Source organism: Phytoactinopolyspora limicola, from assembly GCF_011320225.1.
In the GTDB taxonomy this organism is placed as follows: Bacteria; Actinomycetota; Actinomycetes; order Jiangellales; family Jiangellaceae; genus Phytoactinopolyspora; species Phytoactinopolyspora limicola.
Genome location: NZ_JAAOEN010000001.1, coordinates 576,329 through 601,219, shown reverse-complemented (window position 1 = coordinate 601,219; position 24,891 = coordinate 576,329). Strand labels below are relative to the sequence as shown.

The 24,891-nt window shown below is 66.2% G+C and carries 25 protein-coding genes and 1 pseudogene; 10 read left to right on the top strand and 16 right to left on the bottom strand.

Going from position 1 to position 24,891, the window contains the following annotated elements; genetic code table 11:
• The first annotated feature begins 80 nt into the window (after window positions 1-80).
• Window positions 81-1,958 carry a Stk1 family PASTA domain-containing Ser/Thr kinase gene (pknB, locus tag G8760_RS02960; protein WP_166346379.1) on the top strand — a complete coding sequence of 626 codons (1,878 nt, stop codon included), beginning with the start codon at window positions 81-83 and terminating at the stop codon, window positions 1,956-1,958.
• A 120-nt stretch (window positions 1,959-2,078) separates the two neighbouring features.
• Here pknB and G8760_RS02955 read toward each other — a convergent pair whose 3' ends face one another.
• Both G8760_RS02955 and G8760_RS02950 read right to left on the bottom strand, forming a co-directional pair.
• Window positions 2,079-2,705, bottom strand: a complete 627-nt coding sequence (locus G8760_RS02955) for an aminodeoxychorismate/anthranilate synthase component II (protein ID WP_166346376.1) — start codon at window positions 2,703-2,705, stop codon at window positions 2,079-2,081.
• Window positions 2,702-3,433 (bottom strand): DUF881 domain-containing protein, encoded by a 732-nt coding sequence (locus G8760_RS02950; protein ID WP_166346373.1) that lies wholly within the window; start codon window positions 3,431-3,433, stop codon window positions 2,702-2,704. Before G8760_RS02950 ends, G8760_RS02955 begins: the two co-directional genes overlap by 4 nt.
• 115 nt (window positions 3,434-3,548) lie before the next feature.
• Here G8760_RS02950 and G8760_RS02945 point away from each other — a divergent pair, with 115 nt between their 5' ends.
• The gene (locus G8760_RS02945; RefSeq protein WP_166346370.1) at window positions 3,549-3,803 is read left to right on the top strand and encodes a cell division protein CrgA; all 255 of its coding nucleotides are present in this window, start codon (window positions 3,549-3,551) and stop codon (window positions 3,801-3,803) included.
• 214 nt (window positions 3,804-4,017) lie between these two features.
• Here G8760_RS02945 and G8760_RS02940 read toward each other — a convergent pair whose 3' ends face one another.
• Both G8760_RS02940 and G8760_RS02935 read right to left on the bottom strand, forming a co-directional pair.
• Window positions 4,018-4,809: a rhomboid family intramembrane serine protease gene (locus tag G8760_RS02940; protein WP_207781957.1), complete on the bottom strand. Its 792-nt coding sequence runs from the start codon at window positions 4,807-4,809 to the stop codon at window positions 4,018-4,020.
• A 142-nt stretch (window positions 4,810-4,951) separates the two neighbouring features.
• Window positions 4,952-5,476 carry a peptidylprolyl isomerase gene (locus tag G8760_RS02935; protein ID WP_166346364.1) on the bottom strand — a complete coding sequence of 175 codons (525 nt, stop codon included), beginning with the start codon at window positions 5,474-5,476 and terminating at the stop codon, window positions 4,952-4,954.
• Between the two features lie 158 nt (window positions 5,477-5,634).
• Here G8760_RS02935 and G8760_RS29735 point away from each other — a divergent pair, with 158 nt between their 5' ends.
• Window positions 5,635-6,429 (top strand): hypothetical protein, encoded by a 795-nt coding sequence (locus G8760_RS29735; RefSeq protein WP_207781955.1) that lies wholly within the window; start codon window positions 5,635-5,637, stop codon window positions 6,427-6,429.
• 175 nt (window positions 6,430-6,604) lie between these two features.
• Here the strand turns inward: G8760_RS29735 and G8760_RS02925 are convergent, their stop codons facing one another.
• Window positions 6,605-7,255: an NAD(P)-dependent oxidoreductase gene (locus tag G8760_RS02925; protein ID WP_166346361.1), complete on the bottom strand. Its 651-nt coding sequence runs from the start codon at window positions 7,253-7,255 to the stop codon at window positions 6,605-6,607.
• 80 nt (window positions 7,256-7,335) lie between these two features.
• On the opposite strand from G8760_RS02925, the gene G8760_RS02920 reads away from it, so the two are divergent.
• On the top strand, window positions 7,336-8,220 hold the full coding sequence (locus G8760_RS02920; RefSeq protein ID WP_166346358.1) for a helix-turn-helix domain-containing protein: 885 nt from the start codon (window positions 7,336-7,338) through the stop codon (window positions 8,218-8,220).
• A gap of 32 nt (window positions 8,221-8,252) precedes the next feature.
• On the opposite strand, the gene G8760_RS02915 is transcribed toward G8760_RS02920, so the two are convergent.
• Both G8760_RS02915 and G8760_RS02910 read right to left on the bottom strand, forming a co-directional pair.
• Window positions 8,253-8,930: a response regulator gene (locus tag G8760_RS02915; RefSeq protein ID WP_166346355.1), complete on the bottom strand. Its 678-nt coding sequence runs from the start codon at window positions 8,928-8,930 to the stop codon at window positions 8,253-8,255.
• Window positions 8,884-10,209: a sensor histidine kinase gene (locus G8760_RS02910; RefSeq protein ID WP_166346352.1), complete on the bottom strand. Its 1,326-nt coding sequence runs from the start codon at window positions 10,207-10,209 to the stop codon at window positions 8,884-8,886. Before G8760_RS02910 ends, G8760_RS02915 begins: the two co-directional genes overlap by 47 nt.
• A 182-nt stretch (window positions 10,210-10,391) precedes the next feature.
• Between G8760_RS02910 and G8760_RS02905 the strand changes: the two genes are divergently transcribed.
• Window positions 10,392-11,114 carry a YqeB family protein gene (locus G8760_RS02905; protein ID WP_166346349.1) on the top strand — a complete coding sequence of 241 codons (723 nt, stop codon included), beginning with the start codon at window positions 10,392-10,394 and terminating at the stop codon, window positions 11,112-11,114.
• Between the two features lie 98 nt (window positions 11,115-11,212).
• Here the strand turns inward: G8760_RS02905 and G8760_RS02900 are convergent, their stop codons facing one another.
• From G8760_RS02900 to G8760_RS02880, 5 genes are read right to left on the bottom strand one after another with little or no spacing between them, the layout of a single operon-like run.
• Entirely contained in the window at window positions 11,213-12,199 is a 987-nt protein-coding gene (locus G8760_RS02900) for a glycine betaine ABC transporter substrate-binding protein (protein WP_166346346.1), read from the bottom strand.
• A 49-nt stretch (window positions 12,200-12,248) separates the two neighbouring features.
• Complete coding sequence (locus tag G8760_RS02895; protein WP_166346343.1) at window positions 12,249-13,052, bottom strand: ABC transporter permease; 804 nt, start codon at window positions 13,050-13,052, stop codon at window positions 12,249-12,251.
• Window positions 13,049-14,158, bottom strand: coding sequence for an ABC transporter ATP-binding protein (locus G8760_RS02890; RefSeq protein ID WP_166347935.1), 1,110 nt, complete (start codon window positions 14,156-14,158; stop codon window positions 13,049-13,051). Before G8760_RS02890 ends, G8760_RS02895 begins: the two co-directional genes overlap by 4 nt.
• Window positions 14,159-14,186: 28 nt before the next feature.
• Entirely contained in the window at window positions 14,187-14,834 is a 648-nt protein-coding gene (locus tag G8760_RS02885; RefSeq protein ID WP_166346340.1) for an ABC transporter permease, read from the bottom strand.
• Window positions 14,831-16,201 carry an amidohydrolase family protein gene (locus G8760_RS02880; protein ID WP_166346337.1) on the bottom strand — a complete coding sequence of 457 codons (1,371 nt, stop codon included), beginning with the start codon at window positions 16,199-16,201 and terminating at the stop codon, window positions 14,831-14,833. Before G8760_RS02880 ends, G8760_RS02885 begins: the two co-directional genes overlap by 4 nt.
• A gap of 71 nt (window positions 16,202-16,272) precedes the next feature.
• Between G8760_RS02880 and G8760_RS02875 the strand changes: the two genes are divergently transcribed.
• The 3 genes from G8760_RS02875 to G8760_RS02865 all read left to right on the top strand — a co-directional run bounded on the left by G8760_RS02875 (window position 16,273) and on the right by G8760_RS02865 (window position 20,161).
• Window positions 16,273-17,913, top strand: a complete 1,641-nt coding sequence (locus G8760_RS02875; protein WP_166346334.1) for a CocE/NonD family hydrolase — start codon at window positions 16,273-16,275, stop codon at window positions 17,911-17,913.
• Window positions 17,910-18,569, top strand: a complete 660-nt coding sequence (locus tag G8760_RS02870) for a GntR family transcriptional regulator (protein ID WP_166346331.1) — start codon at window positions 17,910-17,912, stop codon at window positions 18,567-18,569. Before G8760_RS02875 ends, G8760_RS02870 begins: the two co-directional genes overlap by 4 nt.
• A gap of 152 nt (window positions 18,570-18,721) precedes the next feature.
• A complete protein-coding gene (locus G8760_RS02865) occupies window positions 18,722-20,161 on the top strand; it encodes an amidohydrolase family protein (RefSeq protein WP_207781953.1) in 1,440 nt (479 codons plus the stop codon).
• 163 nt (window positions 20,162-20,324) lie between these two features.
• Here G8760_RS02865 and G8760_RS02860 read toward each other — a convergent pair whose 3' ends face one another.
• Complete coding sequence (locus G8760_RS02860) at window positions 20,325-20,684, bottom strand: VOC family protein (protein WP_166346328.1); 360 nt, start codon at window positions 20,682-20,684, stop codon at window positions 20,325-20,327.
• Between the two features lie 82 nt (window positions 20,685-20,766).
• Between G8760_RS02860 and G8760_RS02855 the strand changes: the two genes are divergently transcribed.
• Together G8760_RS02855 and G8760_RS30160 are read left to right on the top strand one after the other, a co-directional pair.
• Complete coding sequence (locus G8760_RS02855) at window positions 20,767-21,090, top strand: ArsR/SmtB family transcription factor (protein WP_166346325.1); 324 nt, start codon at window positions 20,767-20,769, stop codon at window positions 21,088-21,090.
• Window positions 21,087-21,473: pseudogene (locus G8760_RS30160) on the top strand (SRPBCC family protein); the annotation flags it as partial. The gene G8760_RS02855 and the pseudogene G8760_RS30160, both read left to right, overlap by 4 nt.
• Window positions 21,474-21,497: 24 nt before the next feature.
• Here G8760_RS30160 and G8760_RS02845 read toward each other — a convergent pair.
• Genes G8760_RS02845 through G8760_RS02835 form a run of 3 tightly spaced genes read right to left on the bottom strand, consistent with a single transcriptional unit; the run spans window position 21,498 to window position 24,803 of the window.
• On the bottom strand, window positions 21,498-23,888 hold the full coding sequence (locus G8760_RS02845) for an ATP-binding cassette domain-containing protein (RefSeq protein ID WP_166346322.1): 2,391 nt from the start codon (window positions 23,886-23,888) through the stop codon (window positions 21,498-21,500).
• Window positions 23,889-23,937: 49 nt separating this feature from the next.
• A complete protein-coding gene (locus G8760_RS02840; protein WP_166346319.1) occupies window positions 23,938-24,348 on the bottom strand; it encodes a VOC family protein in 411 nt (136 codons plus the stop codon).
• Window positions 24,349-24,353: 5 nt separating this feature from the next.
• Window positions 24,354-24,803: a helix-turn-helix transcriptional regulator gene (locus tag G8760_RS02835; RefSeq protein WP_207781952.1), complete on the bottom strand. Its 450-nt coding sequence runs from the start codon at window positions 24,801-24,803 to the stop codon at window positions 24,354-24,356.
• Window positions 24,804-24,891: the final 88 nt, after the last annotated feature.

Here is a 24,891-nt window from a genome sequence, read left to right as displayed (position 1 = left end):
AGTCATGGACCGGGGAGCGCTGAGGGCTCGTTTGCCGGTACCGTTCGCGTGCGCGACGAACATATGAGAAGGGGCCAAGGATGAGCGAGCCGCAACTCCTCGGAGATCGCTACGAGCTCGGCGAGGTAATCGGCCGGGGCGGCATGGCGGAAGTCAGGCGCGGCCGGGACAGCCGGCTGGGCCGCATCGTGGCGCTCAAGATGCTGCGTGTCGACCATTCCGCCGACGCCACGTTCCAGGCACGGTTCCGCCGCGAAGCACAGTCTGCGGCCTCCCTGAACCACCGGAACATCGTCGCGGTGTACGACACCGGTGAAGACATGGTCAACGGGCACCGGGTGCCCTACATCGTCATGGAGTACGTGGAGGGGCAGACCCTACGCGAGATGGTGCGCGATCAGGTCCGGTTCACGCCGGAGCGCTCGATCGAGGTCATCAGCGCGATGCTCGACGCACTCGAGTACAGCCACCGGGGCGGCATCGTCCATCGCGACATCAAGCCGGGCAACATCATGATCACCACCACTGGTGAGGTCAAGGTCATGGACTTTGGCATCGCCCGGTCCCTGGCCGACACCGGGATGGCGTTGACTCAGACCGCGGCAGTGGTGGGCACGGCCCAGTACATCTCACCCGAGCAGGCGCGCGGTGAACAGGCTGATGCCCGTAGCGACCTGTACGCCAGCGGCTGTGTTATGTATGAGCTGCTGACCGGCCGTCCGCCATTCGTCGGTGAGTCGCTTGTTTCGGTCGCGGTCTCGCACGTGCGGGAGATGGCCACCCCGCCGTCGGTGCTCGACCCGTCGATCCCTGCCGATCTCGATGCCATCGTGATGAAGGCCCTGGCCAAGTCCCGCGAGGAGAGGTACCAAAGCGCGTACGAGATGCGTGCTGACCTCCAGCGTGCCGCGGCGGGTCTGCCCGTGGCCGCCTACGCCGACACGTCCGCGGCGACTCAGCTGATGGGTGCGTCAGCCCCGGCCTACGACGACACCCACATGCTCGACGACGGCACACTCCACGGCGACGAGGACCTCGAAGACGAGGACGAACCCAAGGGGGTCAGTTGGTGGGCCGTGGTGCTCGGTGCGCTAGCGGTCCTGGGTATCGCCGGACTGATCGGCTTTCTGCTCTTCCGCTCCGACGGGGCACAGCAGGTGACGGTCCCCACGCTGGTGGGAGAGAGCGAGCAGGTTGCGGTCGACACGCTGCGAGATCGCAACCTCGAGCCGGTCGTGAACAACGAACCCACCGACGATGCCGATCAAGTCGGCAATGTCATGAGCCAGAACCCTGGACCCAACACCCAGGTCGACGAAGGTTCCGAGGTCGTCCTGGTGGTGGGTATCGAACCCGACGCCGAGCCGGTGCCGGCCGTCGTCGGACGCTCGCTCGAGGAGGCCCGCGAGATCATCGAGGGCGCCGGTCTCCAGGTGGGCAGCATCACCAATGAGGCTAGCGACCGCCCGGAGGGTGAGGTCCTGAGCACCGATCCGGAGGCCGGTCAACCGGTGGCTCCGAACACCGCGGTCAACCTGGTGGTGTCGGAGGGGCGGGAGGTCGTGGAGGTCCCCAACGTCATCGGCACGCAGCGGCTCGCGGCCATCAACGAGTTGGAGCGCCTGGACCTGGAGGTTCAGGTGGAGTACGAGATCACCGGCGATTTCCCCAACGACCAGGTGTACAACCAGAGTCCCGAAGAAGGCGCCGAGCGAGAGCCGGGCGAAACGGTCATCATCTGGGTTGCCCAGGAGCCCGACGAAGATCCGGGCAACGGCGATCAGAACGGTGACCAGAACGGCGATCAGAACGGCAACGCCGACGAGAACGGTGACCAGAACGGCACCGACGATGGCGATCAGGACGGCGGTGGCGAAGCCGGTGACAACGGCGGCGGTGATGCCGGTGACGGCGGCAACCAGGACGGCGGCGAAGGCGGCGACTGGGGCGACGACTAACCGGTGGCACGTCCACCGGTAGCACCCACAGGTGATCGTTGCCGGGTTCACGTCGCTATAGCGACGTGAACCCGGCAACGATCACCGGGGACGGGTGCGGCTTGTCGGGTGCCCGTGCGGTCAGCGGGACACGACGGGTGCCATGCCGGCCGAACGGCGGATGGCGTCCTGATCGCCGCAGACAGCGAGCCAATTGGCGAGCATCCGGTGCCCACCTTCAGTGAGCACCGACTCGGGGTGGAACTGCACACCTTCGACCGGCAGCTCGCGGTGCCGGGCCGCCATCACCACACCGCCGTCGGTCCACGCCGTGGTCTCGAGCACGGCCGGCATGGTGGCCGGGTCGATGGCCAGCGAATGGTAGCGGGTGGCGGTAAACGGGTCAGCCAGACCCTCGAGGACACCGACGCCGTGATGACGGACCTGACTTGTCTTGCCATGCAGCAGCTCGGGCGCCTGGCCCACCACACCTCCGTATACGGCGCCGATGGCCTGTAGCCCAAGGCACACGCCGAAGATGGGCAGCGTGCCGGCTTCCTCGCGGACCAGGTCCATACAGACACCGGCTCGTTCCGGGGTTCCCGGGCCGGGGGAGAGCAACACGCCGTCGAACCCGTCGACCGCGGGGACATCATCATTGCGCCGGACCTCACACGAGGCGCCTAGCTGCTCCAAGTATTGGACGAGATTGAAGACGAAGCTGTCGTAGTTGTCGACAACCAGGATGCGCAGCCGGCCGGTGGTCATGATCTGGTTCCCGTCACTCGTGGCCCCTCGTAGGCCGGCATGGTGATCTCTTGTAGTGGCTCGACGTTGTATCCCAGGCCGATCGTCTCGGCCGAGGATTTGATCCAGGCGATCTCCTGCGAATCGTCCAGCGCCGCCTGGAGCATGTCTGGGTCACCGATCGCCGAGATGGTGTACGGCGGCGCATACTGCCGTCCCTCCAGCTGAAGCACCGGCCCGACGCATCGGACCGTGCTCGTCGCGCCGATACGTTGATCCATGACCATCATGGCCTCGGCGCCACCGGCCCAGAGCGCGTTCATGACGGCTTCGAGGTCTTCCTGGTGGATGATGAACTCTTCGATGTGGACACCGGCGAGGAGGTCCTGCCGGTTCCCCGTCCGTGGGGCATCGTGCAGCGTGACCTGCAGCCCCGGGCCCAGCACCGGACTCATACTCGCCTGCGGGCGGAGAGCGTCGAGCTCGTCCTGGAGGCGCCTCGTCTCGTCGTCTCCGCGGCTCTGCGTCAAACGCTCGACTTCGACCTGGATCTCCTCGGCCTGCACGGTCAACTGCTGGACCCGGCGTTCCTCCGCCCGGACGAGATCGGTCATTTCCAGGAGGTCGCCACCCCGCAGGTCGGTACCACCGGAGGTTTTCGCACTGATGACCAGCAAGGCCCCGCACAGTGCGAGCACCAGCGGCGCCGCGGTCTTCCAACCGCGGCCGACGGCCGTACGCTCGGACATGATGGGGACCCCCCACGGGACGATTTAGCTGGCGAACCTGGTGACTACTACGCTATCCGAGCACGTCTCCCAACATGAAGTGCCTGCCCATTACCGACCACGAGAGGAAACGACCGTGCCGAAGTCGCGTCGCCGCAAGAAGGATGACCCCATGGCGCAAGAATCACGCGAGGTACGCGACCCGGGTAGCTCCGGCCGCTGGGTGGTGCCCACCATGCTCACCCTGTTGTTGCTGGGTCTGGTCTGGATCGTCGTGTATTACCTGCTGCGAGAGCACATCGGGTTCATGGAGGCTCTCGGCGGATGGAACCTGGTGATCGGCATGGGTCTGATCACCGGTGGCTTCATCTGCGCGACCCAATGGAAGTAGAGATATCCACACACAACGGCCCAAATTCGCGGGCTGTGGATAACTCTTCACGGTGGGCTCGGTTGCCCTCAGACGGCCTCTCGTTAAGCGAAAAGACCGTTGTGGCCTGCACGGACGAGTTGTCCACAGGACTCCTACACAGCTGTGATTACACGTGTGTAGTTTTCCCCACTGGGGACAAGTCCTGTGGATAACTCGCGCTCCGTGAAGCCGTTCACGGCAACGCCATCACAACCGTGATACCGATGCCTACGGCCACCACCACACACGCCACGACGCTCAGTGGAGTGCGATACCGCCGCGGAGCGTGGGCGAAGACGAAGGCCAGGATCGCCCCAACGATCAGCCCGCCCAAATGGGCCCGCCAGTCGATCCGGGGCATGGTGAACCCGATCACCACGTTGATCGCCAGAATCGCCAGCACGGCGCTCACGTCCCGCTCGAACCGGCGCATCACGATGAGCAGCGCACCCAACAGCCCGAAGACGGCGCCAGAGGCGCCCAACGACATCGAGTAGGGGTGTCCCACGCCCAGCAGCGAGACCGCCGAGCCGCCCAGCGCCGATAGCAGGTACAAGCTGATGAACCGCCACCGGCCGAGGACCGGCTCGAGCGAACTACCCAGGATCCACAGGGCGAACATGTTCAAACCGATGTGCCAGAAGTCCTGATGCAGGAAGGCCGCCGTCAGCAGCCGATACCACTCGCCTTCGACAACACCGATACCCACCCCGGCTGGGTCGTTCTCGACCCCCATGACCAACGCGAACCGCGCGGGCAACTCGTTCCAGTTGGCACCGTAGGCCCGCATCGAGTCGGAAACCTGGCCATTCTGGATGAGCATCACTAACAGCCAGATAGCCAGATTGATACCGATGAGGGTTTTGGTGATGACATCGCCGTGCTCGCGGATCTGTCCGCCGAGCGCCGTGCGCGGCTCCCGCACGGATTTCTTGCCCTCGGCGATGCACTCCGGGCATTGGAACCCGACCGGGGCGGCCGTCATACACTCCGGACAAATGAACCGGTTACACCGCGAGCAGCGAATATACGTCTCCCGCTGCGGGTGCCGGTAGCAGGCCGGGACGTCCGGACCTCCAGCTCCCCCGGGGTGTTGGTCGGCGGATCCGCTCATACTGGTGGCGACCTCAGCCGCGGATGATGCTGACCGACTCGATGACGACCTCGTTCACCGGCCGGTCCGCCCGGCCCGTGGGCACCTGGGCGATGGTGTCGACCACCTGGCGGCTCGAGTCGTCGGCGACCTCACCGAAGATGGTGTGTCGGCGGTTCAGGTGCGGCTGCGGACCAACGGTGATGAAGAACTGCGAGCCGTTGGTGTTGGGGCCGGCGTTGGCCATGGCGAGGAGGTAGGGCCGGTCGAAGACCAATTCGGGGTGGAACTCGTCCGCGAAGTCATAACCGGGGCCACCGGTTCCGTTGCCCAGCGGGTCGCCGCCTTGGATCATGAAGCCGCTGATGACCCGGTGGAACACCGTGCCGTCATACAGCTTGTCCGAGGTTCGCTCTCCGGTGTCCGGATTTGTCCACTCTCGGGCACCCTCGGCCAACTCGACGAAGTTCTGAACGGTCTTCGGCGCGTGATTGGGTAAGAGAGAGAGTGTGATGTCGCCATGGTTGGTGTGTAAGCAGGCTTGGAGCTTGTCGGCCACGGTCTGCCTTTCGCTGTCCGTCGATGGATTTGACCTCATCCTCCCACGGAGCCTCCCGAGTAGGCATAGGGTCGGAGGGCAAGGCATGATCTAGAAGAACCACCCTTAGGTCAGACGGGGAAGGGGCCGAGTGAAGACGATCAACAAGGAGGCCCGTCTTGAGTAGGTTGTTCGGCAAGAGACGGAAGAAACAGGCGGAGGAAGCGGCCACTGAGGTCCGTGAAGCAGCCGTCCATGCACGTAATGCCGCCCGGGATGCCAGCAAGCGGGCTCGCGATGCTGCTGGACCAGTGGTCCAGTCTGCCCGCGAACGCGTCGTCCCGGTCGTCGAATCGGCGGCCGAGCGGGTGGCACCCCGGGTCGAGGCGGCCCGGTCCAAGATGGCACCGAAGGCTGCCCACGCCAAGGAGACGTTGATGAACGACGTTGTTCCGCGCGTGGCCGGCTCGCTGGCCGGTGCGGCCGACATCGTGTCGGAAAAGGCACAGGACCTCTCCGACCGAGCCACGGAGATTGCGGAGGAGCCGCACCGCCAACGTCGCAAGCGGCGCCGGCGGGTCGTGGTCATGGTGTTGGGCGGGTTTGCCGCCGCGGGCGCGGTGGTCGCGGGTGTGCTGAAACGGCGGAGCGCCGACGAGCAGTGGACCACATACGACCCGTCAGCGGGCCCGTGGGCGCCGGCTCCAGAGCCGCAGGCCGACGCCACTTCGTCGACACCAGGCGAGGCGGGCACGGTCGGGGCTGGGGCAACGGACGAGGAGGCCAACGAAGAGTCGGCGGCCGACCCGGACGGACCAGCGAAGAAGGCGGCACCAGCCAAGAAGACCACGGCAAAGAAGGCCGCCGCCAAGAAGAGCACGCCGGCCAAGAAGACCACGGCTAAGAAGGCCGCGGACACCAAGCCCGATCCGGCTACCAACAACAGCCAGGCCACGCTGGACAGCCAGACCTAGAGGCTGCCTGTAGGCCCCGGTGATCGTTGCCGGGTTCCGGTCCCTGACCTCAGGTGATCGTCGCGGTGATTGGGTCGCTATAGCGACCCGATCACCGCGACGATCACCGGGGCAGAGGGCGGAAATCCGGCAACGATCACGGCGGGTCTGGAGGTCACTGGCTACCGAAGGTGTCTCAGTAGGCGACGGTGAACCGCTCGCCGATGTGCCTGGCCTGTTCCACCTCGTCGACGACGGCCACAGCGTAGTCCTCCGTCGAGATTCTGCTGTTGCCTTCCGCGTCCATAATCAGCTCGTCGAGCGCGGTGCGGTACGTACCGGTCCGTTCGCCTGGCTGGATGTCCGCCGCCGGACTGATGTTGGTCCACCGCACATCGGTCACGGTCCGGTAGTACTCCAGGGCGTCGCCATGTGCGTGCATGATCTGCAGGACGAACTCCGGTAACCCGTCGGCGTCCCACACTCGGCTGCCGTCCGGTTTACGCAGCGAGCCCGCACCACCGACGGCGATCAACCGCGGAGCAGTGTCACCCAGGGCACGCAGTGCCGCCACGAGGGCCTCCGCGGCCGGCTTGATGGTGGCGATGTGTCCGGGCCCGTCGCCGCCGCCCACGGCGCTGATCACCACGTCGTGTCCGTTGCCGACCGCGGTGAGCGCCGCGACGTCGAGGACGTCGGCCGTGGTCACGTTCATTTGTGGGTGAGTTTCAGTGACCTTCGCGGGGTCGCGCACCACAGCCGTGACGCTGTGGCCGCGGCTGAGTGCCTCCCGGACAATACGGCTGCCGATGGTTCCGTTGGCACCGATGACGGCGATCTTCGCCATCTCTCCTCCTTGATGTATAGGCTTTCACCGCCACGTTATGGTTGTTGGAAGACAGCTACCAGGTCATATGATGACTACTAATGGTTAAAATGCGACATTCGGCGATCCCAGAAGTTCCTTACGCACCACCCTCGGGGGTCACCACTGGTGTCGAGGTATTGACGCTGGCTCAACTGCGCCAGCGGGCCAGCGAAGACGGCTTGCCCGGGCCGCAGCGGCCCGGTTTCCACCTCCTGTTCGCCATCGAGCACGGCGCTCTGTGGCACAGTGTCGACTTCACCGGCCACGTGCTGCGGCCAGGGTCGTGGCTTTGGGTCCGGCCCGGCCAAGTCCAACAGTTCGGCGACCTCGCCACCGCCGACGGCCAGCTCGTCCTCTTCCAGTCCAGCTTCCTGGATCCGGCCACCGCCGCCGCGGCCCGCCTCGACGAAGCATTTGGCCCGGCCTACCACCGCCCGGCCGGCTCCGATGCTGTCGTGACCCGCGGCATCATCGCCCAGCTACGCCATACGTTCGACTCCCGCCCAGCGCCCCCACAGCCCGTCCACACCGCGATCCTCCGGCATCTACTCTCCGCTTTGGTCCTACGGCTATCCCACCTCGCCGGCCCCACCGGCGGCGCCGCGGTCGAGCCGGACGCCACGTTCCGTCGCTTCCGGGCCGCCGTCGAGCAGAACTTCTTCCGGTTCCGGCAGGTCGCGTACTACGCCCGCGCGCTCGGATATTCGACGCGGACCCTCACCCGATCCACCCAGGCTGCCGCTGGAGTCAGCGCAAAGGAGTTCATCGACCGGCGGGTGATCCTGGAGGCCAGGCGGTTGCTCGCCCACGCCGATCTGCCAGCCGCCCGGATCGCGGCCCAGCTGGGATTCGATGATGCCACCAACTTCTCCAAATACTTCCACCATCGCACCGGCGCCACCCCCGGTGCGTTTCGGGCCTCGGTCCGAGCATCGAGTCGCTGAGCACCCGGCTTCGCCGACGACGCCACGCAGCCCTAAGAACCCGCGTCGCGGACCAGGATCGCCAGCTGAATCCGATTCGCCACGTCCACCTTGGTGAGCATGCTCGACACGTGGGCCTTGACTGTCCCGACCGACATGTACAGTCGCTCGGCGATCTCGGTGTTGGAAAGGCCCTCGGCCACCGCCGCCGCCACCTCACGCTCCCGCGGCGCCAACCGCTCCAGCCGCTCCCGGGCGGCCTGAGTGCGCTCCGCATTGCCGGTCGAGATGGCCTGGTCGATGACGGTACGGGCAGCCGTGGGAGAGAGCACCGGTTCGCCGGCGGCAGCCCGGCGGACCGCTTGGACGATCTGCTCCGGCGGAGTGTTCTTCGTCAGAAAGCCGGCTGCCCCCGCCCGCAACGCATCTATCACCGTCGTATCGGCCTGGAACGTCGTCAGCATGATCACCACTGGCGTCCGGCGCCCGACGCTGCGGGTGGTCACCATCCGGGTGGCCTCGATGCCGTCCAGGCCGGGCATCCGCACGTCCATCAACACCACGTCCGGCGACAGTCGCTGCACGGCGGCGGTGACCTCGCCTCCGTCGCCGACCTCGCCGACGATCTCGATGTCGCCCGATCCCCGGAACATCAGCCGTAGTCCTGCGCAGACGAGCGGGTCGTCATCGACGAGGAGGACCTTGACCGGCGCGGTCGGTGGCTCGGTCATGCGGCCATGGTAGCCGTGCCCACAGCCGGAAGGTGTGCGGACCGGCATCGAAGTCGAGGACACCGCCGTCGATGGCGACCCGTTCGGCCAGGCCGGTCAAGCCGACACCCGCGATGGCGCCGCGCTGCGCCGCCGGCGGCATCGGGTTCGTGACCGAAATCTCGAGGTCGGCCCCGGGTTGCCCAGCCAGCCGGACGTGAACCGGTCGGGCCGGAGCGTGTTTGCGGGCATTGGTCAGACCCTCCTGGACCACCCGGTACGCGGTCCGTTGCACTTGCCCGCGGATCGACGCGCGTTCGTCCACGACGCAGCCCGGATCGAAGTCGACGTGCTGGCCGACCGCCCTGGCTTCCTCTACCAGCTCAGCGACGCGATCGAGCCTTTGGTTCTGCCAGGCCGGCTCGGTGGAACTCGAGGTGACCGGCTCCGGTCCCCACCGCAGCACCCGCAGCACTTCACCGAGCTCACTCAGGGCGTGGTCGGCGTTGTCCTTGATCACCGCGACCGCTGAGGCTACCTCGGCCGAGTTGAGTGCAGGTGCGGTCCCGGTCTCCGACCGCTCAGTCCGATAGGCGAGAGCTCCCGCGTGGACGGTCAGCAATGAGATCCGGTGGGCGAGCACATCGTGCATCTCATGGGCGATCCGCTCCCGTTCGTCCCGCCGGGTATGCTCCAGCCGCCTTTCATGCTCACGCCGTTGCCGCTCGGCGTCTCGATGGAGGCTGATGACGAGCTGCCGGCGGCTACGCACCGCCACGCCGACCACGAACGGCACCACGAAGAACGACGTGATCATCACCATCGTGCCGACCCTTGCCAGCTCCGGTTCCGGATCGACGTACCCCGCCATCAAACCCATCAGGACGAACGGCACGGTCATCAGGCCCGCGACCTGCCACCGGCGGTGGACCGCGACGGTGAAGATGGCCACCACGACAGCTCCGAGTGCGGTTTCAGCCAGCCACATGGCCGGCATCATCGCCACCACCAGTGCCACTGGACACCGCCGGCGTAGCCACAACGCAGCGCACGCGGCAGCGCCGACCCAGGGGTTCACCGCCTCCGCCCACCCAACCTGGTCAGCCGCCGGGGTCCCGTCCATCCACAGCCGGACACCGATGAGCGCCGCGGCACCGAAAAGAGCGAAATCGACCGCCCAATCCCGGAGCGTGCGGCGGTACCCGGTGGGCCGGTCGTCGTCGGGCAACGCGATCTCGCCGGGCAGTACCCAGCGCGCCGGTGTGGTCTCGGCCCGGCCAGCACGTCCTGCGAGCCTCATAACCGGCAGCCTACGTTCGCCCCACCGGTCCGGGCGCCCATCCGATGGCCAACCCGTCGCTGGCCACCTGGCCATGCCGGCTGGCCACTCGGCCGATGTGGGGGCGGGTGGGTGGGCCGGACACTCGCAGTTGTGCTCGACCACATGTGCTCCGCGCCGCGACGATAGAAGGACCAGCGACCATGACCGCTGCCACGCCCGACCGCGCCGCCACGGTGATCCAACCGGACTCAGGTGCGCGCCTCCTGTTCCATCTCGTCTTCCCGCTTCTCGGGGGCGGGGCCGGATGGCTGCTCCGGCAGGCCGCCGGCTGGGCGGAATCTGTGCGATGGATGCCGTACCAGGGTCCATTGGAGCTGATCGACTCCTGGCCCGAGCCACACACCACCATCGCCGCGATCGTCCTCGGGGTTCTCGCCGGAGCGATCGTCGGTTACCTCGCCGAGAACGAGTCGCTGAAAGTCATCGTCACCGACGACGACGCCACGTTCGGCACCGGCCCATCGGCAACCCCGATCCGGCGCGCCAGCACCACGGCGGTGTTCATCGATCACAAAGAACTCAAAGAAGTGGTGGTGCTGGGCCCTGGGACCGAGGAAGTCCTCCGGCACAAGGCCGACATGGGTCGGAGCGAACGCGATCGCCTGGCAATCGCCTTCGACACCCACGGCTGGCCGTGGCACGACGGCGACCCGCATCACGACCAGTACCGGCGCTGGGTGGAGGGCACCCCACTCCTGCCCGTCGCCACCAACGCGATCCTCAAGGCGCGGCAACGCGCACTCGACCGTGGTGACCGCGACGACGCTCAGCAGCTGCGCGAGGAGCTGGCCCGGCTCGACATCGTCGTACGCGACGACGATGCGAAGCGCCAGTTCTGGCGCGCGGCGGGGTCAGCCCCCTGAGAGCTGGCCGCCGCCACCATCATCGGGCTGGACGCCGGGCGCGGTCGGCGCGGAGAACACCGGCCGGCGGTGCGCGGTGCACCAACAGCGTCACGGGACTACTCGCCGATGAATCCCTGCTCGACCAACCAGTCTCGAGCGACGTCGGCTGGCCGCTCGCCGTCGATGTCGACGCTGGTGTTCATCTGCTGCATCGACTCCGTGTTCAGCGCCGCCGCCACCGGGTTGAGCACCTCGGCCAGGCCAGGATGCTCGTCGAAGACGTCCTTGCGCACGGTCACCGCCGGGTTGTATACGGGGAAGAAGCCCTGATCGTCGTCGAGCACGGTGAGCCCGAACGCCTGAATCCGGCCATCGGTGGTGGCCACCATCCCGAAGTTGCAGGGATCGCTCTGCCCGATGGCGTTGTAGATCGTCCCCTCTTCCAGCGTCGCCACGTGGTTGGCTGCCAGCTCGAAGCCGTAGGTACGTTCAACTCCGGGCAGACCATCGTTTCGCACGCTGAACTCGCTGTTGACGCAGAGCGACGCCGCACTCTGGTCGGAGTTGGCGAGATCGGCATACTCGGACAGGCTCGTAACTCCGTATTCGCCGACGACGTCGTCAGCGGCGGCGATGGCGTAGGTGTTGTTGAACGGCGCCCGGTCGAGCCATATGACGTCGTTGGAGGCTTCGTCTTCCGCCGCCACCGCCTGGAGCTGCTCGTCTGGGTCGTTGATCGGATCGGTGTTCTGGAGGTAGCTGATCCAGGCGGTACCGGTGTACTCCCAGTACATGTCGATGTTGCCGGACGTCAGAGCAGTACGTGTGGTGTCGCTGCCGGCCAGTCCACACTGCCGGTCGACGCTCGCCCCGGTGGACTGCAAAGCGATCGCGGTGATTTCACACAGGATCAGCTGTTCGGTGAACTCTTTCGAGCCGACGGTGAACTGTGCGTCGTCGAGGTCACCGAGTTCGGCCAGACTCCCCGGCGCGGTATCCCCCGAACCGCCCGAGTCGCTCAAACATGCACTCGTCAACAGCGCGGTCACGGCGATCGCCGTAAGGGCTCCACCGCGGACTCGTCGAACATTCGTGGTGCGCATCTATCCGTTCCTTTCAGGTCATCGGTCAGGTTGTGGGCACGTTCGCGCCTCAGAGGCCCCGTGGCCGGACCACCCGTTCCACCACCCCGGCCAGCCAGTCCAGGGTGAGGGCGAGCACCGCGGCGAGGACACACCCGGTGATCAACACAGGCATCCGGTTGAGTGCGATACCGGCCTGGATCAGGGTGCCGAGCCCGCCGGCGTTGGTGTACGAAGCAAGGGCGGCATTACCCACGTTCAGGATCAAGGCGACCCGGATGCCCGCCAGCATCACCGGCACCGAGAGTGGGAGTTCGACCAGGAACAGCACCCGCGTCTTGGTCAGACCCATACCACGCGCGGCGTCGATCAGAGCACGGTCGACACCCATCAGGCCCACGATGGTGTTGCGCAGCACCGACAGGAAGGCCACCAAGACGAGTGCGATGATCGCCATCCGGAAGCCGGTACCGACGGTGACCGCGAGGAGCACCAACACGCCGATGGACGGCACCGCCTGGCCAAGATTGGCCAACGCCAGGATCGGACCGGATGCGTGGCGCAGCGCTGGGCGGGTGAGCAACACCCCGGTCGGAACCGCGATGGCGATCACGAGGAGGCTGGAGACGGCGACCAGCTGTATGTGCTCGACGAGAAGCCGGCTGATGGTGGGCCAGTTGATCGATCGTTGTTCGATGTCGTCGAGTTCCCGACTATTCAGATACACCATCAGCGCGGCCAGGACCGCCAGGAGCACAGCCGGGGTGACGATCACGTCGGCCAGCGACAGGTGACGCAGGCGCCGCGGCGGCCGGACGGTGGTCGATGCCGGCACGGTGGGGTTGGGGCTGGGTTCGATTGACGACACCGTCATCGCCACTCTCCAGGACCACCTGGGCCGACGGCGCTCGCGGTGCGGCCTACCTCGTCCGGATGGGCGTGCCGCATAACCGTGCCGGCCCGCAGGCAGCCCCGGATACGGCCGTCCTCGTCCAGGACGAGCGCGGTTTCGTCGTGTGCGGCGAGCATCGTGTCCAACGCTTCGAAGACGGTCTGCGTGCTTCGGACCACCGCCATTGGGCGGTCTGCGCCTCCGCGTTGCCAATACAGCGGGCGGCCCGCGTCCACCACCACACTGTGCTCCGCGGGCTCCGCGTCGAGTCCGGTGGATCGTGCGGTGGCGGCATCCACCGTTGCGACGGGTTCGAGCGGGAGTTCCGACACACGCTGCAACCCCAACAACCGGACCGATCCACCGGAGCCGATGAACGAGGCGACGAAGTCGTCCGCCGGCTGAGCCAGCAGCCGGGCGGGTGTGTCGAACTGAGCGATCTGCCCTCCCTTCCGGAACACGGCGATCCGGTCGCCGAGTTTGATGGCTTCCTCGATGTCGTGGGTCACGAACACCACCGTCTTGCGGATCTTCTCCTGGAGCTGGAGGAACTCGTCTTGCAGGCGGTCCCGGATGATCGGATCGAGCGCGCCGAACGGCTCGTCCATCAGCATCACCGGGGGATCGGCCGCCAGAGCCCGGGCAACTCCGACCCGCTGTTGCTCACCGCCGGACAGCTGCTTGGGATAGCGCTGCCGATAGGCGTCGGGGTCGAGGCCGAGCAGTTCCAGCAGCTCGGTGACGCGCTGGTCGATTCGTGAGCGCGGCCATCCCAGGGTGCGCGGCACCAGGCCGATGTTCGCCCCGACGGTCAGGTGCGGCAGCAATCCGACCTGTTGGATGACGTAGCCGATCCGGCGGCGCAGGTGGTCGGCGTCGACGTCGGTGACGTCCTCACCGTCGACATAGACCCGTCCGCTCGTCGGCTCGATCAGCCGGTTGATCATACGCATCGTCGTCGTCTTGCCACACCCGGACGGACCTAGCAGGACGACGATCTCCCCGGCGTAGACCTCCAGCGAGAGGTCGGCGACCGCTGCGGCATCGAGGCCGGGGTACGCCTTGCTGACCCGATCGAGCCGGATCATGGTGCGTGGTGGTTCGCCGGTCACGGTGTCAGACACGGATTCCTCGCGGAGTGGTGAGTCGGGATATCAGGACGAAGCCGAGGTCGAGGATCAGCGCCAGCACGGCGACGCCGAGCAGCCCGGCGAGGGTGTCGTTGAGCGCATTGGCGCCGCCCATCCGGGCCAGTCCGTCGAAAATCAGCCGGCCGAGCCCCGGGCCGGCGACGGCGGCGCCGATCGCGGCGATGCCGACGCTCATGATGGTCGCGATCCGGATCCCGTTGAGTACCACGGGCCAGGCCAGGGGCACCCGGACGGTGAGAAGCAGGCCGCGCCGCGACAGACCCATGCCGCGCGCCGCATCGACGACGTCGGCGGGAACCGACTCCAGGCCGGTCACGGCATTGCGCAGGATGGGGAAGATGGCGTACAGCACGAGCGCGGCGATCGCGGGCGGGGCTCCTAGGCTGAACACCGGGATCAGGAGGCCGAACAGCGCGAACGACGGGATGGTCAGCATCGTTCCGGTCAGGGTCAGCGCGGTCCGCCGAGCCAACGGGTGATGTTCCACCACAACAGCCATCGTGATGCCGATGACTGTGGCGATGCCGACGGCGATCAGGACGACCTGAGCGTGCTGGATCCCCAACACCAGGATGTCGGACCAACGCTGACCGAGATATTCGGCGAAGCTCATGTCGAAGGGCTGTCCGATTGGGGTGTGCCGAGGTCGGCGAGGTCAGTTTCGATGGCGGTGCCTGCGACGGGAGCCCCGTCCTGGAGGACCAACCAGAACTGCCGGGGATCTCCGAGGATGTCCGGGTTGGCGATGGGGTCACCGTTCAGCACGGCGATGTCGGCCACCTTGCCCGCCTCGATCGATCCGAGGTCGGACAGGCCCAGGGCGGCAGCGGCGCCGGAGGTGGCCATCACGAGCGCGTCGTGTGCCGGGAGTCCGTGATGCACCAGGCGCTGGACCTCGATCCAGATGCCGCCGCGGCGCAGCTCGAGATCATCTCCGCCGATGACCATCGGGGTGCCTGCCGCCACCGCCGCATGAATGGTCTTCTCCAGTTCTCGGATGTTGGCGACCGCCACCGCGTCGAGCTCTGGTGTGCAGTACGCCTCGGTATCGCCGCCGAGCCCCACCTGGAGGTCGAGCCCGGCGAACACGTACGAGCTGGAGAAGGTCGGGACCAATGCGATGTCGGCTTCGGCCATCCGGTCCAGCAGGTCTGGCCGGCGGTGCAGGTAGAAGCCATGTTCGATGGTGCGCATGTTCAGGTCGATGGCCGCTTCGCAGCCACCTATCCCTTCGGCGTGTGCGGCCACGTCGTAGCCCATGCGGTGCGACTCGTCGACGGCGGCTGCCATCTCCTCCATGGTGAGCTGGTTCGGCATGGCGGCCGCGCTGTCACCCGCGTCTCGGCACAGGCCGGCTTCGAGTTCGACCGACCGGGCGCCATTGGTCATGATCTTGATGAAGTCGGCGCCGCGGCGGATCTGCTCTCGTACTCCTTTGCGGATCTCGTCGGGCCCATCGGCCTCGCGGTACATTCCCTCGAAGATGACACCTCCGGGCGCGGTGCCCGAGATGATCAGCCCGCAGGTGAGGATCCGCGCGCCACGGAACACGCCGGCCCGCATCGCCTGCCGGTTCTCCATGACTTGATCACCGTAGGTGCCCATGTCACGGACCGTGGTGACGCCGTAGCGCAAGAACTCCCGGAGCTTCGCGCCTAGGGCGTGGCTGAGGGTGCCGGGCAACGTGGGCTGAGCCCCGAAGCCGAGTTCCGGCACGGCTCCGACACCATGAAGGTGTCCGTTGATCATCCCCGGCATGATCAACTTGCCAGCTAGGTCGATCACGATGGTGCCTTCGGGTGTCCCGTCCCCTACGTCACCCACCCGTGAGATGCGGCCGTCCTCGATCAGCACGCCGACACGTTGCCGAATGGGGTGGGGTGTGCCGTCGAAGAGCCGGGCGTTGGTCAGCCATACCGGTGGCTGCCGAGGCACCGGCGGAGCGAACAACAGTGCCGGGGTCTGGATATCGGTGTGCATCAGGCCTCCTCGGGTCGTAAGTACACCACAGGTTCAGATGTATACGAAAGTCTCTCTGGTATTCTTCCGCTGTGATCGTGCTTCCGCACCCAGCCACGCGGCGGCCCTTCGGTGACGTGCCCCACGACGCGCGGCCCTACGCCGTCCGCATGCGCGACGGCATCCGGTTGGCCACCGATGTCTACGTGCCCAAGCAGGGTCAACGCTGGCCGGTTCTGCTTTCGCGGCTGCCGTACGACAAAGCCGGCGACGAGTGCTTCATGCCGCTGATCGCCCGATGGTTCACCGAACGTGGTTATGCCGTCGTGGTTCAAGACGTGCGCGGCAAGATCAGGTCCGACGGCGACACCGAACCGTTCCGGCACGAGATCACCGACGGCTACGACACCGTGGACTGGATCAGCCGCCAGCCGTGGTGCGCCGGGCCCGTCGGCATGTTCGGCGACTCGTACTTCGGCTGGACCCAATGGGCGGCGGCATCCTCCGGACATCCGGCGCTGGCCGCTCTCGCTCCGCGCGTCATCTCGGCCGACTTCCGTGACCTCACCCACCGGCAGGGCATCTTCGCCATGGAGGTCTGCTCGTTGTGGGCCTTCGAGACGTGGATCGACGAAGCGCTCTACGACTACGACGGCCAACTCGACTGGAGCATTCGACCCCTGTGCGACGTCGTGCCGACCGCGTTGGGTGGCCGCCCACGGCCGGCCTTCCTCGATGACGCGGCCAAGGACCGGCTGGGGACCATCGCCCAGATTCCGGTCCGTGGCGACCTTCCCGCTCTCCATCTCGGCGGGTGGTGGGACATGACCCGCCGGGGCCAGATCAACACCTGGCGGCAGAGCGCCGCGGCTCGTCGAGCCCCGCAACACCTCGTGATGGACGCCACCGACCACGGCTGGACTCCCGTGCGCGACCAGGGTGAGCCGTTCGTCGATCCCATGGCCGACGAGGCCACCATGGTGAGCTTCCTCGACACCTACCTCGCCCCTATGGCACCCTTCTTCGACGCCACCCTGCGCGAACGGAGCTGGCCCGATGCCGCACCCGTGCGGTGGCGCATCGCGCACGGCCCCTGGGAGCAGAGCGCGGATTGGCCGCCCCCGCGGAGCCGGCCGGCCGAGTGGTTCCTGGTTGGTGACTCCCGCGGCGGCGCCCTCCACACGGTGGCCGACGACGCCGAGCGCCCCGCACGGTGGTTACACGACCCACACAACCCGGTACCCGGACTCGCACACGCGTATCATCCGTTGATCAAACCCTCGGACGAAAGCGCCACGGCTCAACGAGACGACGTGCTGGTGTTCCAGACTGAACCCCTGCGTGAGCCCATGGACCTCGCCGGTCCCGCCGACGTCACATTGTGGCTCGGCGCTACCGGATCGTCCACCTACATCATGGCGAGGCTGATCGATGTGGCACCAGACGGAACGGGCATGAGGATCCTCGACGGCGCGGCGTCGGCGGCGCCCCCCTGGCCGGCCGCGGTCACCGTCGATCTCGGCAGCACGGGCTACCGCCTGCGGCCGGGCCACCAGCTACGACTTGAGCTCAGCTCGTCGGAGTTTCCGCGGTACCCGATCCATCCGGGCACCGATGCCGACCCGTGGTACCAATGGGACGTCCGGCCCACCGAGCAGCACGTGATCCTCGGCGGCCAGCGAGCCGCGCGCCTGCGATGCTTCGTCGCGCCCGGTGGTGGGACAGCCGCATGAAAGGATTCCGTCCCGAGCCGGCCAGATCGGCCGCCCCAGACAAGACCCCCACCAGCAAACGGGTATACGAGCAGTTGCGCCGCGCCATCCTGCACGGAGAGTTTCAGCCAGGAACGAGTCTCGGGGAGACCCAGATCGGCACGATGCTGGGCGTCTCCCGCACTCCGGTCCGGGAGGCCTTCGCCGAGCTGCTCAACCAGGGAATCCTCGAGGAGGGGGCGCGGCGCCAGGTGGTCATCGCCAACCCCACGGACGGGCTGCTTGCCGAAGTGGTCATGATGCGTGACGCACTGGAGCCGGTGTTCGCCTCCCAAGCCGCACTCAGCATGGACGTCTCCGACGTCGACCAGTTGCGACTGATCATGATCCGCGCTCGACGAGCGATCCGGGCGCGCGACGTCAACGCCTACCTCGACTGCGACGACGATTTCCATCTACACATTCCCCATGCCGTGGGACATCACCTCGCCGAGGATGCTCTGCGCCGCCTCCGCGGCCTGACCCGCCTGGCCACCCGGGAGATCTCGTGGGAAGACGAGACCTTAGACCGGATCGCCGCCGAACACGAGGCGATCATCGAAGCGCTGGCCGATAACGATCCACAGGGGGCCGCCGCCGCTATGGCAGCCCATCTCGCGTCGTCGACGCCGTATTAGAACCCGCGCGGGTTCTTAGTCCGCCACAACCGTCACTCCTCGCCGGGCCGGCCGTCGCCGTGGCCCGGGTTATCCGGCTATGCAAGGTTGACGTTGACCAATTCGAGGATATGGTATCCCAAAAGTGTCGGCTCTACCGTAAGGAGTGTCGCATGGGGATGAACAAGCACATCAATCGCCGAACAGCGATCGGCGGTGCGATCGCCGCGGCAACCGGCATCGTCGCGGCCCAGCCAGCATCTGCCCGCCAAGGGTATCCCAAGAAGCCACCACGTCGCGGAGAGTACGTCATCCGAGGCGGGCACGTCGTGTCCGTCGACCAAGAGATCGGTGACATTCCACGCGCCGACGTCCACGTCAAGAACGGCCGGATCGTCGCGGTCGGCGAGAAGCTGTCCGTTCGAGGAGCGGCCGAGATCGACGCGCGCGGCAAGATCGTCATGCCGGGTTTCGTCGACACCCACTGGCACCTGTGGAACAGCGCGATGCGCCCGTTCATGCTCAACGGCGATCCCGACCGGGGCTATTTCAACGTCACCAATGTGCTCGGCCCCCACTTCACGCCGACCGACACCTATCGGGCCACCCGGCTCGCCCTCGCCGAGGGCATCTCGGCCGGCATCACCACGGTGCATGACTGGTCACACAACGTCCGCTCACCGGAGTTCGCCGACGCGTCACTCCGGGCACTCGTCGAAACTGGGATCAGGGGCCGTTTCTCCTACGGATGGGCACAACGTGGACCGCTGGACGTACCGATGGACGTCGAGGGGATCGCCCGCACCAAACAACGATGGTTCGCCGACGCTGACACCACCAACGGCCTCCTCCATCTGGGAGTGGCATCACGCAACGTCGTCCCAGGTCAGAGTCCTAGGGGTGCCATCTCCATCGAACTCGCCCATGAAGATTGGGGTTCGGCGCGCGAGATGGGGCTACCCATCACGTTGCACGCGTCGCCGGCCGGTCTCGTGACACTCTTGGAGGAAGAGCAACTCCTCGGCCCGGACGTGCAACTGGTGCACCCGACTCTGACAACCGCTGCCGAGAACGACATCGTCGCCGAGCGCGGCACGGTATGGAGCATGTCGTCGATCGGTGAGGCTGGGCGTGGACCGGCCGAGCAGATCCAGTACTACGAGCTGCTTCAGGCCGGCGCGCTCCTCGGGTTGTCCGTCGACAGCAGTTCGATCGACAGCGCCGACATGTTCAGCGCGATGCGGATCCTGTACAAGATGACCACCAACCGCCTCGGTCCGGACACCGGCATCACCCATCGCCATCTGCTCGAGCTGGCCACGATCGACAGCGCCCGCAGCCTGGGGCTCGGCGACGAAGTAGGCTCGCTGACTCCCGGGAAGCGGGCGGACATCATTCTGGTCAACCAGCTCGACCCCAACATGGCTCCGCCCGGGGATCCCGCTACCCAGTTGGTGTCGCTCGCCCAGCCCGCCAACGTCGACACCGTGCTGGTGGACGGACGGATTCTCCTGTGGCGCGGCGAACTCGTCGACGTCGACACCGAGAAGGTCGTCCGGGACGCCCAGCAATCCGCGGCTGAGATCAGCGCGCGAGCCGGCTGGCCCGCCTAACCCCGGTGATCGTTGCCGGTTTCGAGCCCTCCCCACCCGTGATCAAAATCAAGATCAGGGCGCCCTGGCGACCCGAAACCGGCAACGATCACCGGTGGGTTGCGACCCGAAACCGGCAACGATCACGACGGCGTCGGTGTACTCGACGACGTCGTCCGGACGCTCAGGTAGCGGTCTGCAAGACGAGCTGGTTGCCGTCCGGATCGGCGAACTGTGCGGCGCGCGCCCAGGGCATGTCCTGGATTCCGCTCGGGAACTCGACTCCGCGTTGACGGAGAGCGGCAACGTCGGCGTCGATGTCGTCGCTGGTAAAGACCAGACCGGAGACGCTGCCAGCCTGATCACCGGCACCTGTTAAGGCCAGTGTTGTTGTTCCGGACTTGGCTGCTACCTGCAACCAGCGCCCGTGTGGCCCACCCTCCTGGTCGGCCACCACTCGTAGACCCAGGGTGTCGACGTAGAACCGATACGCGACGTCCTGATCCGATACCGGGACGTTTACCACCTGGATGTCACTGATCATTCTGTGCTCCTCCACCTAATAGGTAGGAAATTTCCTACTCATTTCAATAAGTAGGGTAACGCCTACCGATAAGCTGGGCAACATGGGCGACACTGATGTCTTCACCGCGCTGGCCAACCCAACTCGGCGCGCGCTGCTCGATCTGCTCCGTGACCGAGCACAGCCGGTCAACGAGTTGGCCGACCGCTTCGCCATGACCCGCCCCAGCGTGTCCGAGCACCTCAAGGTTCTCCGCGACGCGGGCCTCGTCACCACCGAGCAGCTGGGCCGGCAGCGGATCTACCACGTCGCGCCCCAACGATTGCGGGAGATCGCCGACTGGTTGCACCCCTACGAGCGGTTCTGGCGGGGCCGGCTCACTGACCTGCGGCACCACCTAGATGCGCAGGAGGACATCGAACAATGACTGCGCGCGCCTCGATCGAGGTCGACGAATTCCTCCCGCACCCCCCGGAAGCCGTCTGGGCCGCGCTCATCGAACCCGACCAGCTCGCCGAGTGGTTCATGGCCACCAACTTCCAGCCCGAACCGGGCCACGAGTTCACGCTCGACACCGGGCAGTGGGGCGTCACGTCCTGCGTCGTACTCGACGTCGAGCCACTGCGGCTACTGCGCTACTCGTGGCGGAATGGACCACTAGACACCGAGGTCACCTGGCGGCTTGTCCCCGAAGGTCGTGGAACCCGGCTGTTGATCGAACACCGAGGCTTCGATCTCGACCATCCCGTGCAGCGCAGAGCACACGACGGTATGCAGGGCGGATGGCCATCGATTGTGGTGTCCCGCCTCCACCAACACCTGGCGGCCGTCGCTCTACGAACCGATGTAGGCCGCGAGATGCTCGCCGGTGAGCGTGGAGCGGGCGGCGACGAGATCGGCGGGGGTGCCCTCGAAGACAACGGTGCCGCCATCATGGCCGGCGCCCGGCCCGAGGTCGATGATCCAGTCGGCATGGGCCATAACCGCCTGATGGTGCTCCACGACGATGACCGACGTGCCGGCGTCGACCAAGCGGTCGAGGAGTCCGAGTAGTTGCTCGACGTCAGCGAGATGCAGCCCGGTGGTCGGCTCGTCCAGGACGTAGACAGAACCATTGCTGCCCATGTTGGCGGCCAGTTTGAGCCGCTGCCGCTCACCACCGGACAACGTCGTAAGGGGCTGCCCCAGGCTGAGATACCCCAACCCGACCTCGGCCAGCCGACTGAGGATCTTGTAGGCCGCCGGTGTCTTGGTGTCGCCCTCAGCGAAGAATGCCTGTGCCTCGGTGACCGGCATCGCCAGCACCTGGCTGATGTCACGTCCCCCGAAGGTGTACTCGAGGACCGACGCCTCGAAGCGCTTACCCTCGCACACCTCGCAGGTGATGGCGGCCCCGGCCATCATCGCCAGGTCGGTGTAGATGACGCCGGCGCCCTTGCAGTTCAGGCACGCACCCTCGGAGTTGGCGCTGAACAGCGCCGGTTTAACCCCGTTCGCCTTGGCGAACGCCTTGCGGATCGGGTCGAGCAGTCCGGTGTAGGTGGCCGGGTTGCTGCGCCGCGAACCGCGGATAGGTGTCTGGTCGACCGAGACCACGCCGGCGCCGGCCGGGATGGAACCGTGCACGAGCGAACTCTTGCCGGAACCGGCCACACCGGTGACAACAACCAACACTCCGAGGGGGATGTCGACGTTCACGTCGCGCAGGTTGTGCGCCGTGGCGCCGCGGATCTCCAGGGTGCCGGTCGGTTTCCGCACGGTCTCCTTAAGCGCCGCGCGGTCGTCGAGATGGTTGCCGGTGACGGTGCCGCTGGAGCGCAGATCCTGGAGGCTGCCCTCGAAGCAGATGCTGCCGCCGTCCGTGCCTGCGCCAGGACCAAGATCGACGACGTGGTCGGCTATCGCGATCGTCTCCGGCTCGTGTTCGACGACGAGCACCGTGTTGCCTTTGTCGCGCAGCCGCAGCAACAGGTTGTTCATCCGTTGGATGTCATGGGGATGCAGACCCGTCGTGGGCTCGTCGAACACGTACGTGACGTCGGTGAGCGACGAGCCGAGATGGCGGATCATTTTGGTGCGCTGCGCCTCACCGCCGGACAGGGTGCCGGACGGCCGATCCAGCGAGAGGTAGCCGAGTCCGATCTCCACGAACGAGTCGAGGGTGTTGCCCAGCGATATCAGCAGCGGTTCTACCGACGGCTCATCCAGCGCTCGCACCCACTCGGCGAGATCGCTGATCTGCATCGCGCAGACGTCGGCGATGCTGAGATCTGAGATCTTCGACGATCGCGCCGTCTCGCTGAGCCGGGTGCCTTCACATTCAGGGCATTCGGCGAAAGTCACCGCTCGGTCCACGAAAGCCCGCACGTGTGGTTGCAGCGACTCTCTGTCCTTGGACAACATCGACTTCTGGATCCGCGGGATCAAACCCTCGTACCAGACGTTGACCCCCTCGACCTTGATTCGAGTCTGCTCCTTGTAGAGGAGGTCATTCAGCTCGCGTTTGGTGTATTTGCGGATCGGCTTGTCCGGGTCGTGGAAGCCGGACTTCCGGAAGATGGTGCCGTACCAGCTGTCGCCGGCGTAGTTGGGGATGAGCAACGCACCCTCGTTGAGCGACTTGGTGTCGTCATACAACTGGGTGAGATCGACGTCGGAGACCCGCCCCATCCCCTCACAACGCGGGCACATACCACCAACGATGTTGAAGTCGCGACGTTCTTTGATGGTCCGGCCGCCGCGCTCGAACTTCACCGCGCCGGCTCCGCTGATCGAAGCGACGTTGAAGGAGAACGCCTGCGGTGAACCGATATGTGGCTGGCCGAGCCGGCTGAAGAGAATACGTAGCATCGCCCCGGTGTCGGTGATGGTTGCGACGGTGGAGCGTGGATCCGCGCCGACCCGTTCCTGATCGACGATCATGACCGTGGTCAGTCCGTCGAGCACGTCGACCTCTGGCCGCGGCAGCGTCGGCATAAAACCCTGCACGAAGGTGCTATATGTCTCGTTGACCATCCGCTGTGATTCGGCGGCGATAGTGCTGAACACCAGTGAGCTCTTGCCTGAGCCAGACACTCCGGTAAACACGGTCAGCCGGCGCTTCGGGATCTCGACGCTGACATCTTTGAGATTGTTCTCCCGCGCACCGTGCACACGGATCAGATCGTGGCTGTCGGCCGGGTGTGCCGCGGTCGACGTCCGCTCTGACCTCGCGTCGATGCTCATCGGGTTCCCTCCTGTGGTGCGCGACGCTTCCGTCGGGATTCTTGCTCGCTCAGCGGACCTCGAAAATACGGATCATGTTGCCCGCGGGGTCGCGTAGGGCGCAGTCGCGAACGCCCCACGGCTGGTCGGTCGGCTCTTGGACGACGTCGGCATCGCCGGACTGTAGCTGCTCGAACGTGCGGTCGACGTCGGGCGTCGCCAGATTGATGCTGGCGAAGGTACCTTTGGCCATCATCTCGGCGACGACGCGTTGTTCCTCGTCGGTGATACCTGGGTCGGCGAACGGCGGATGCAGGACGATGGACGTTCCCGGTTGATCAGCGGGGCCGACGGTGATCCAGTGCATGCCGCCGTACTCCACGTCATTGCGGACCTCGAAACCCAACGTGTCGCGATAGAACGCCAACGACGCGGCGGGGTCGTTGTGTGGGAGGAAGGCCTGGTAAATGCTGATGTCCATGGCGACTAGGTTAGGTGCGGCTCGACAACCCGCGCTTCTCGATTCCTGATCGGTCTGCTGATCTTTTTCGCCACGCACGGTGGCATCCCCATCATCGCGCCCGCTTCCCGGCGTCGGTATTCGCTGGGCGACATACCCACCAGCTCGGTGAAGCGGGTGCTGAAGGTTCCCAGCGACGAACAGCCCACCGCGAAACACACCTCGGTCACGCTGAGGTCACCCTGCCGCAGCAGCGCCATGGCCCGCTCGATCCGCCGCGTCATCAGGTAGGAATAGGGGGATTCGCCATAGGCGAGCCGGAATTGGCGGCTCAGGTGTCCAGCAGACATGTTCGCGCCGCGGGCGAGCGCCTCGACGTCCAGCGGTTGTGCGTACTCCCGATCCATCCGGTCGCGGACCCGACGCAGCCGTGCGAGGTCATTCAGCCGCTGGACCGAAACAGGTGTGCTGGTCACATGCAGAATCGTACGTGGCACCGGGTGGTTTGGACACCGATCGCTGTGCCCTCGGCCTGTCCCGCCCCTCGGTCCGGATGACATGGCA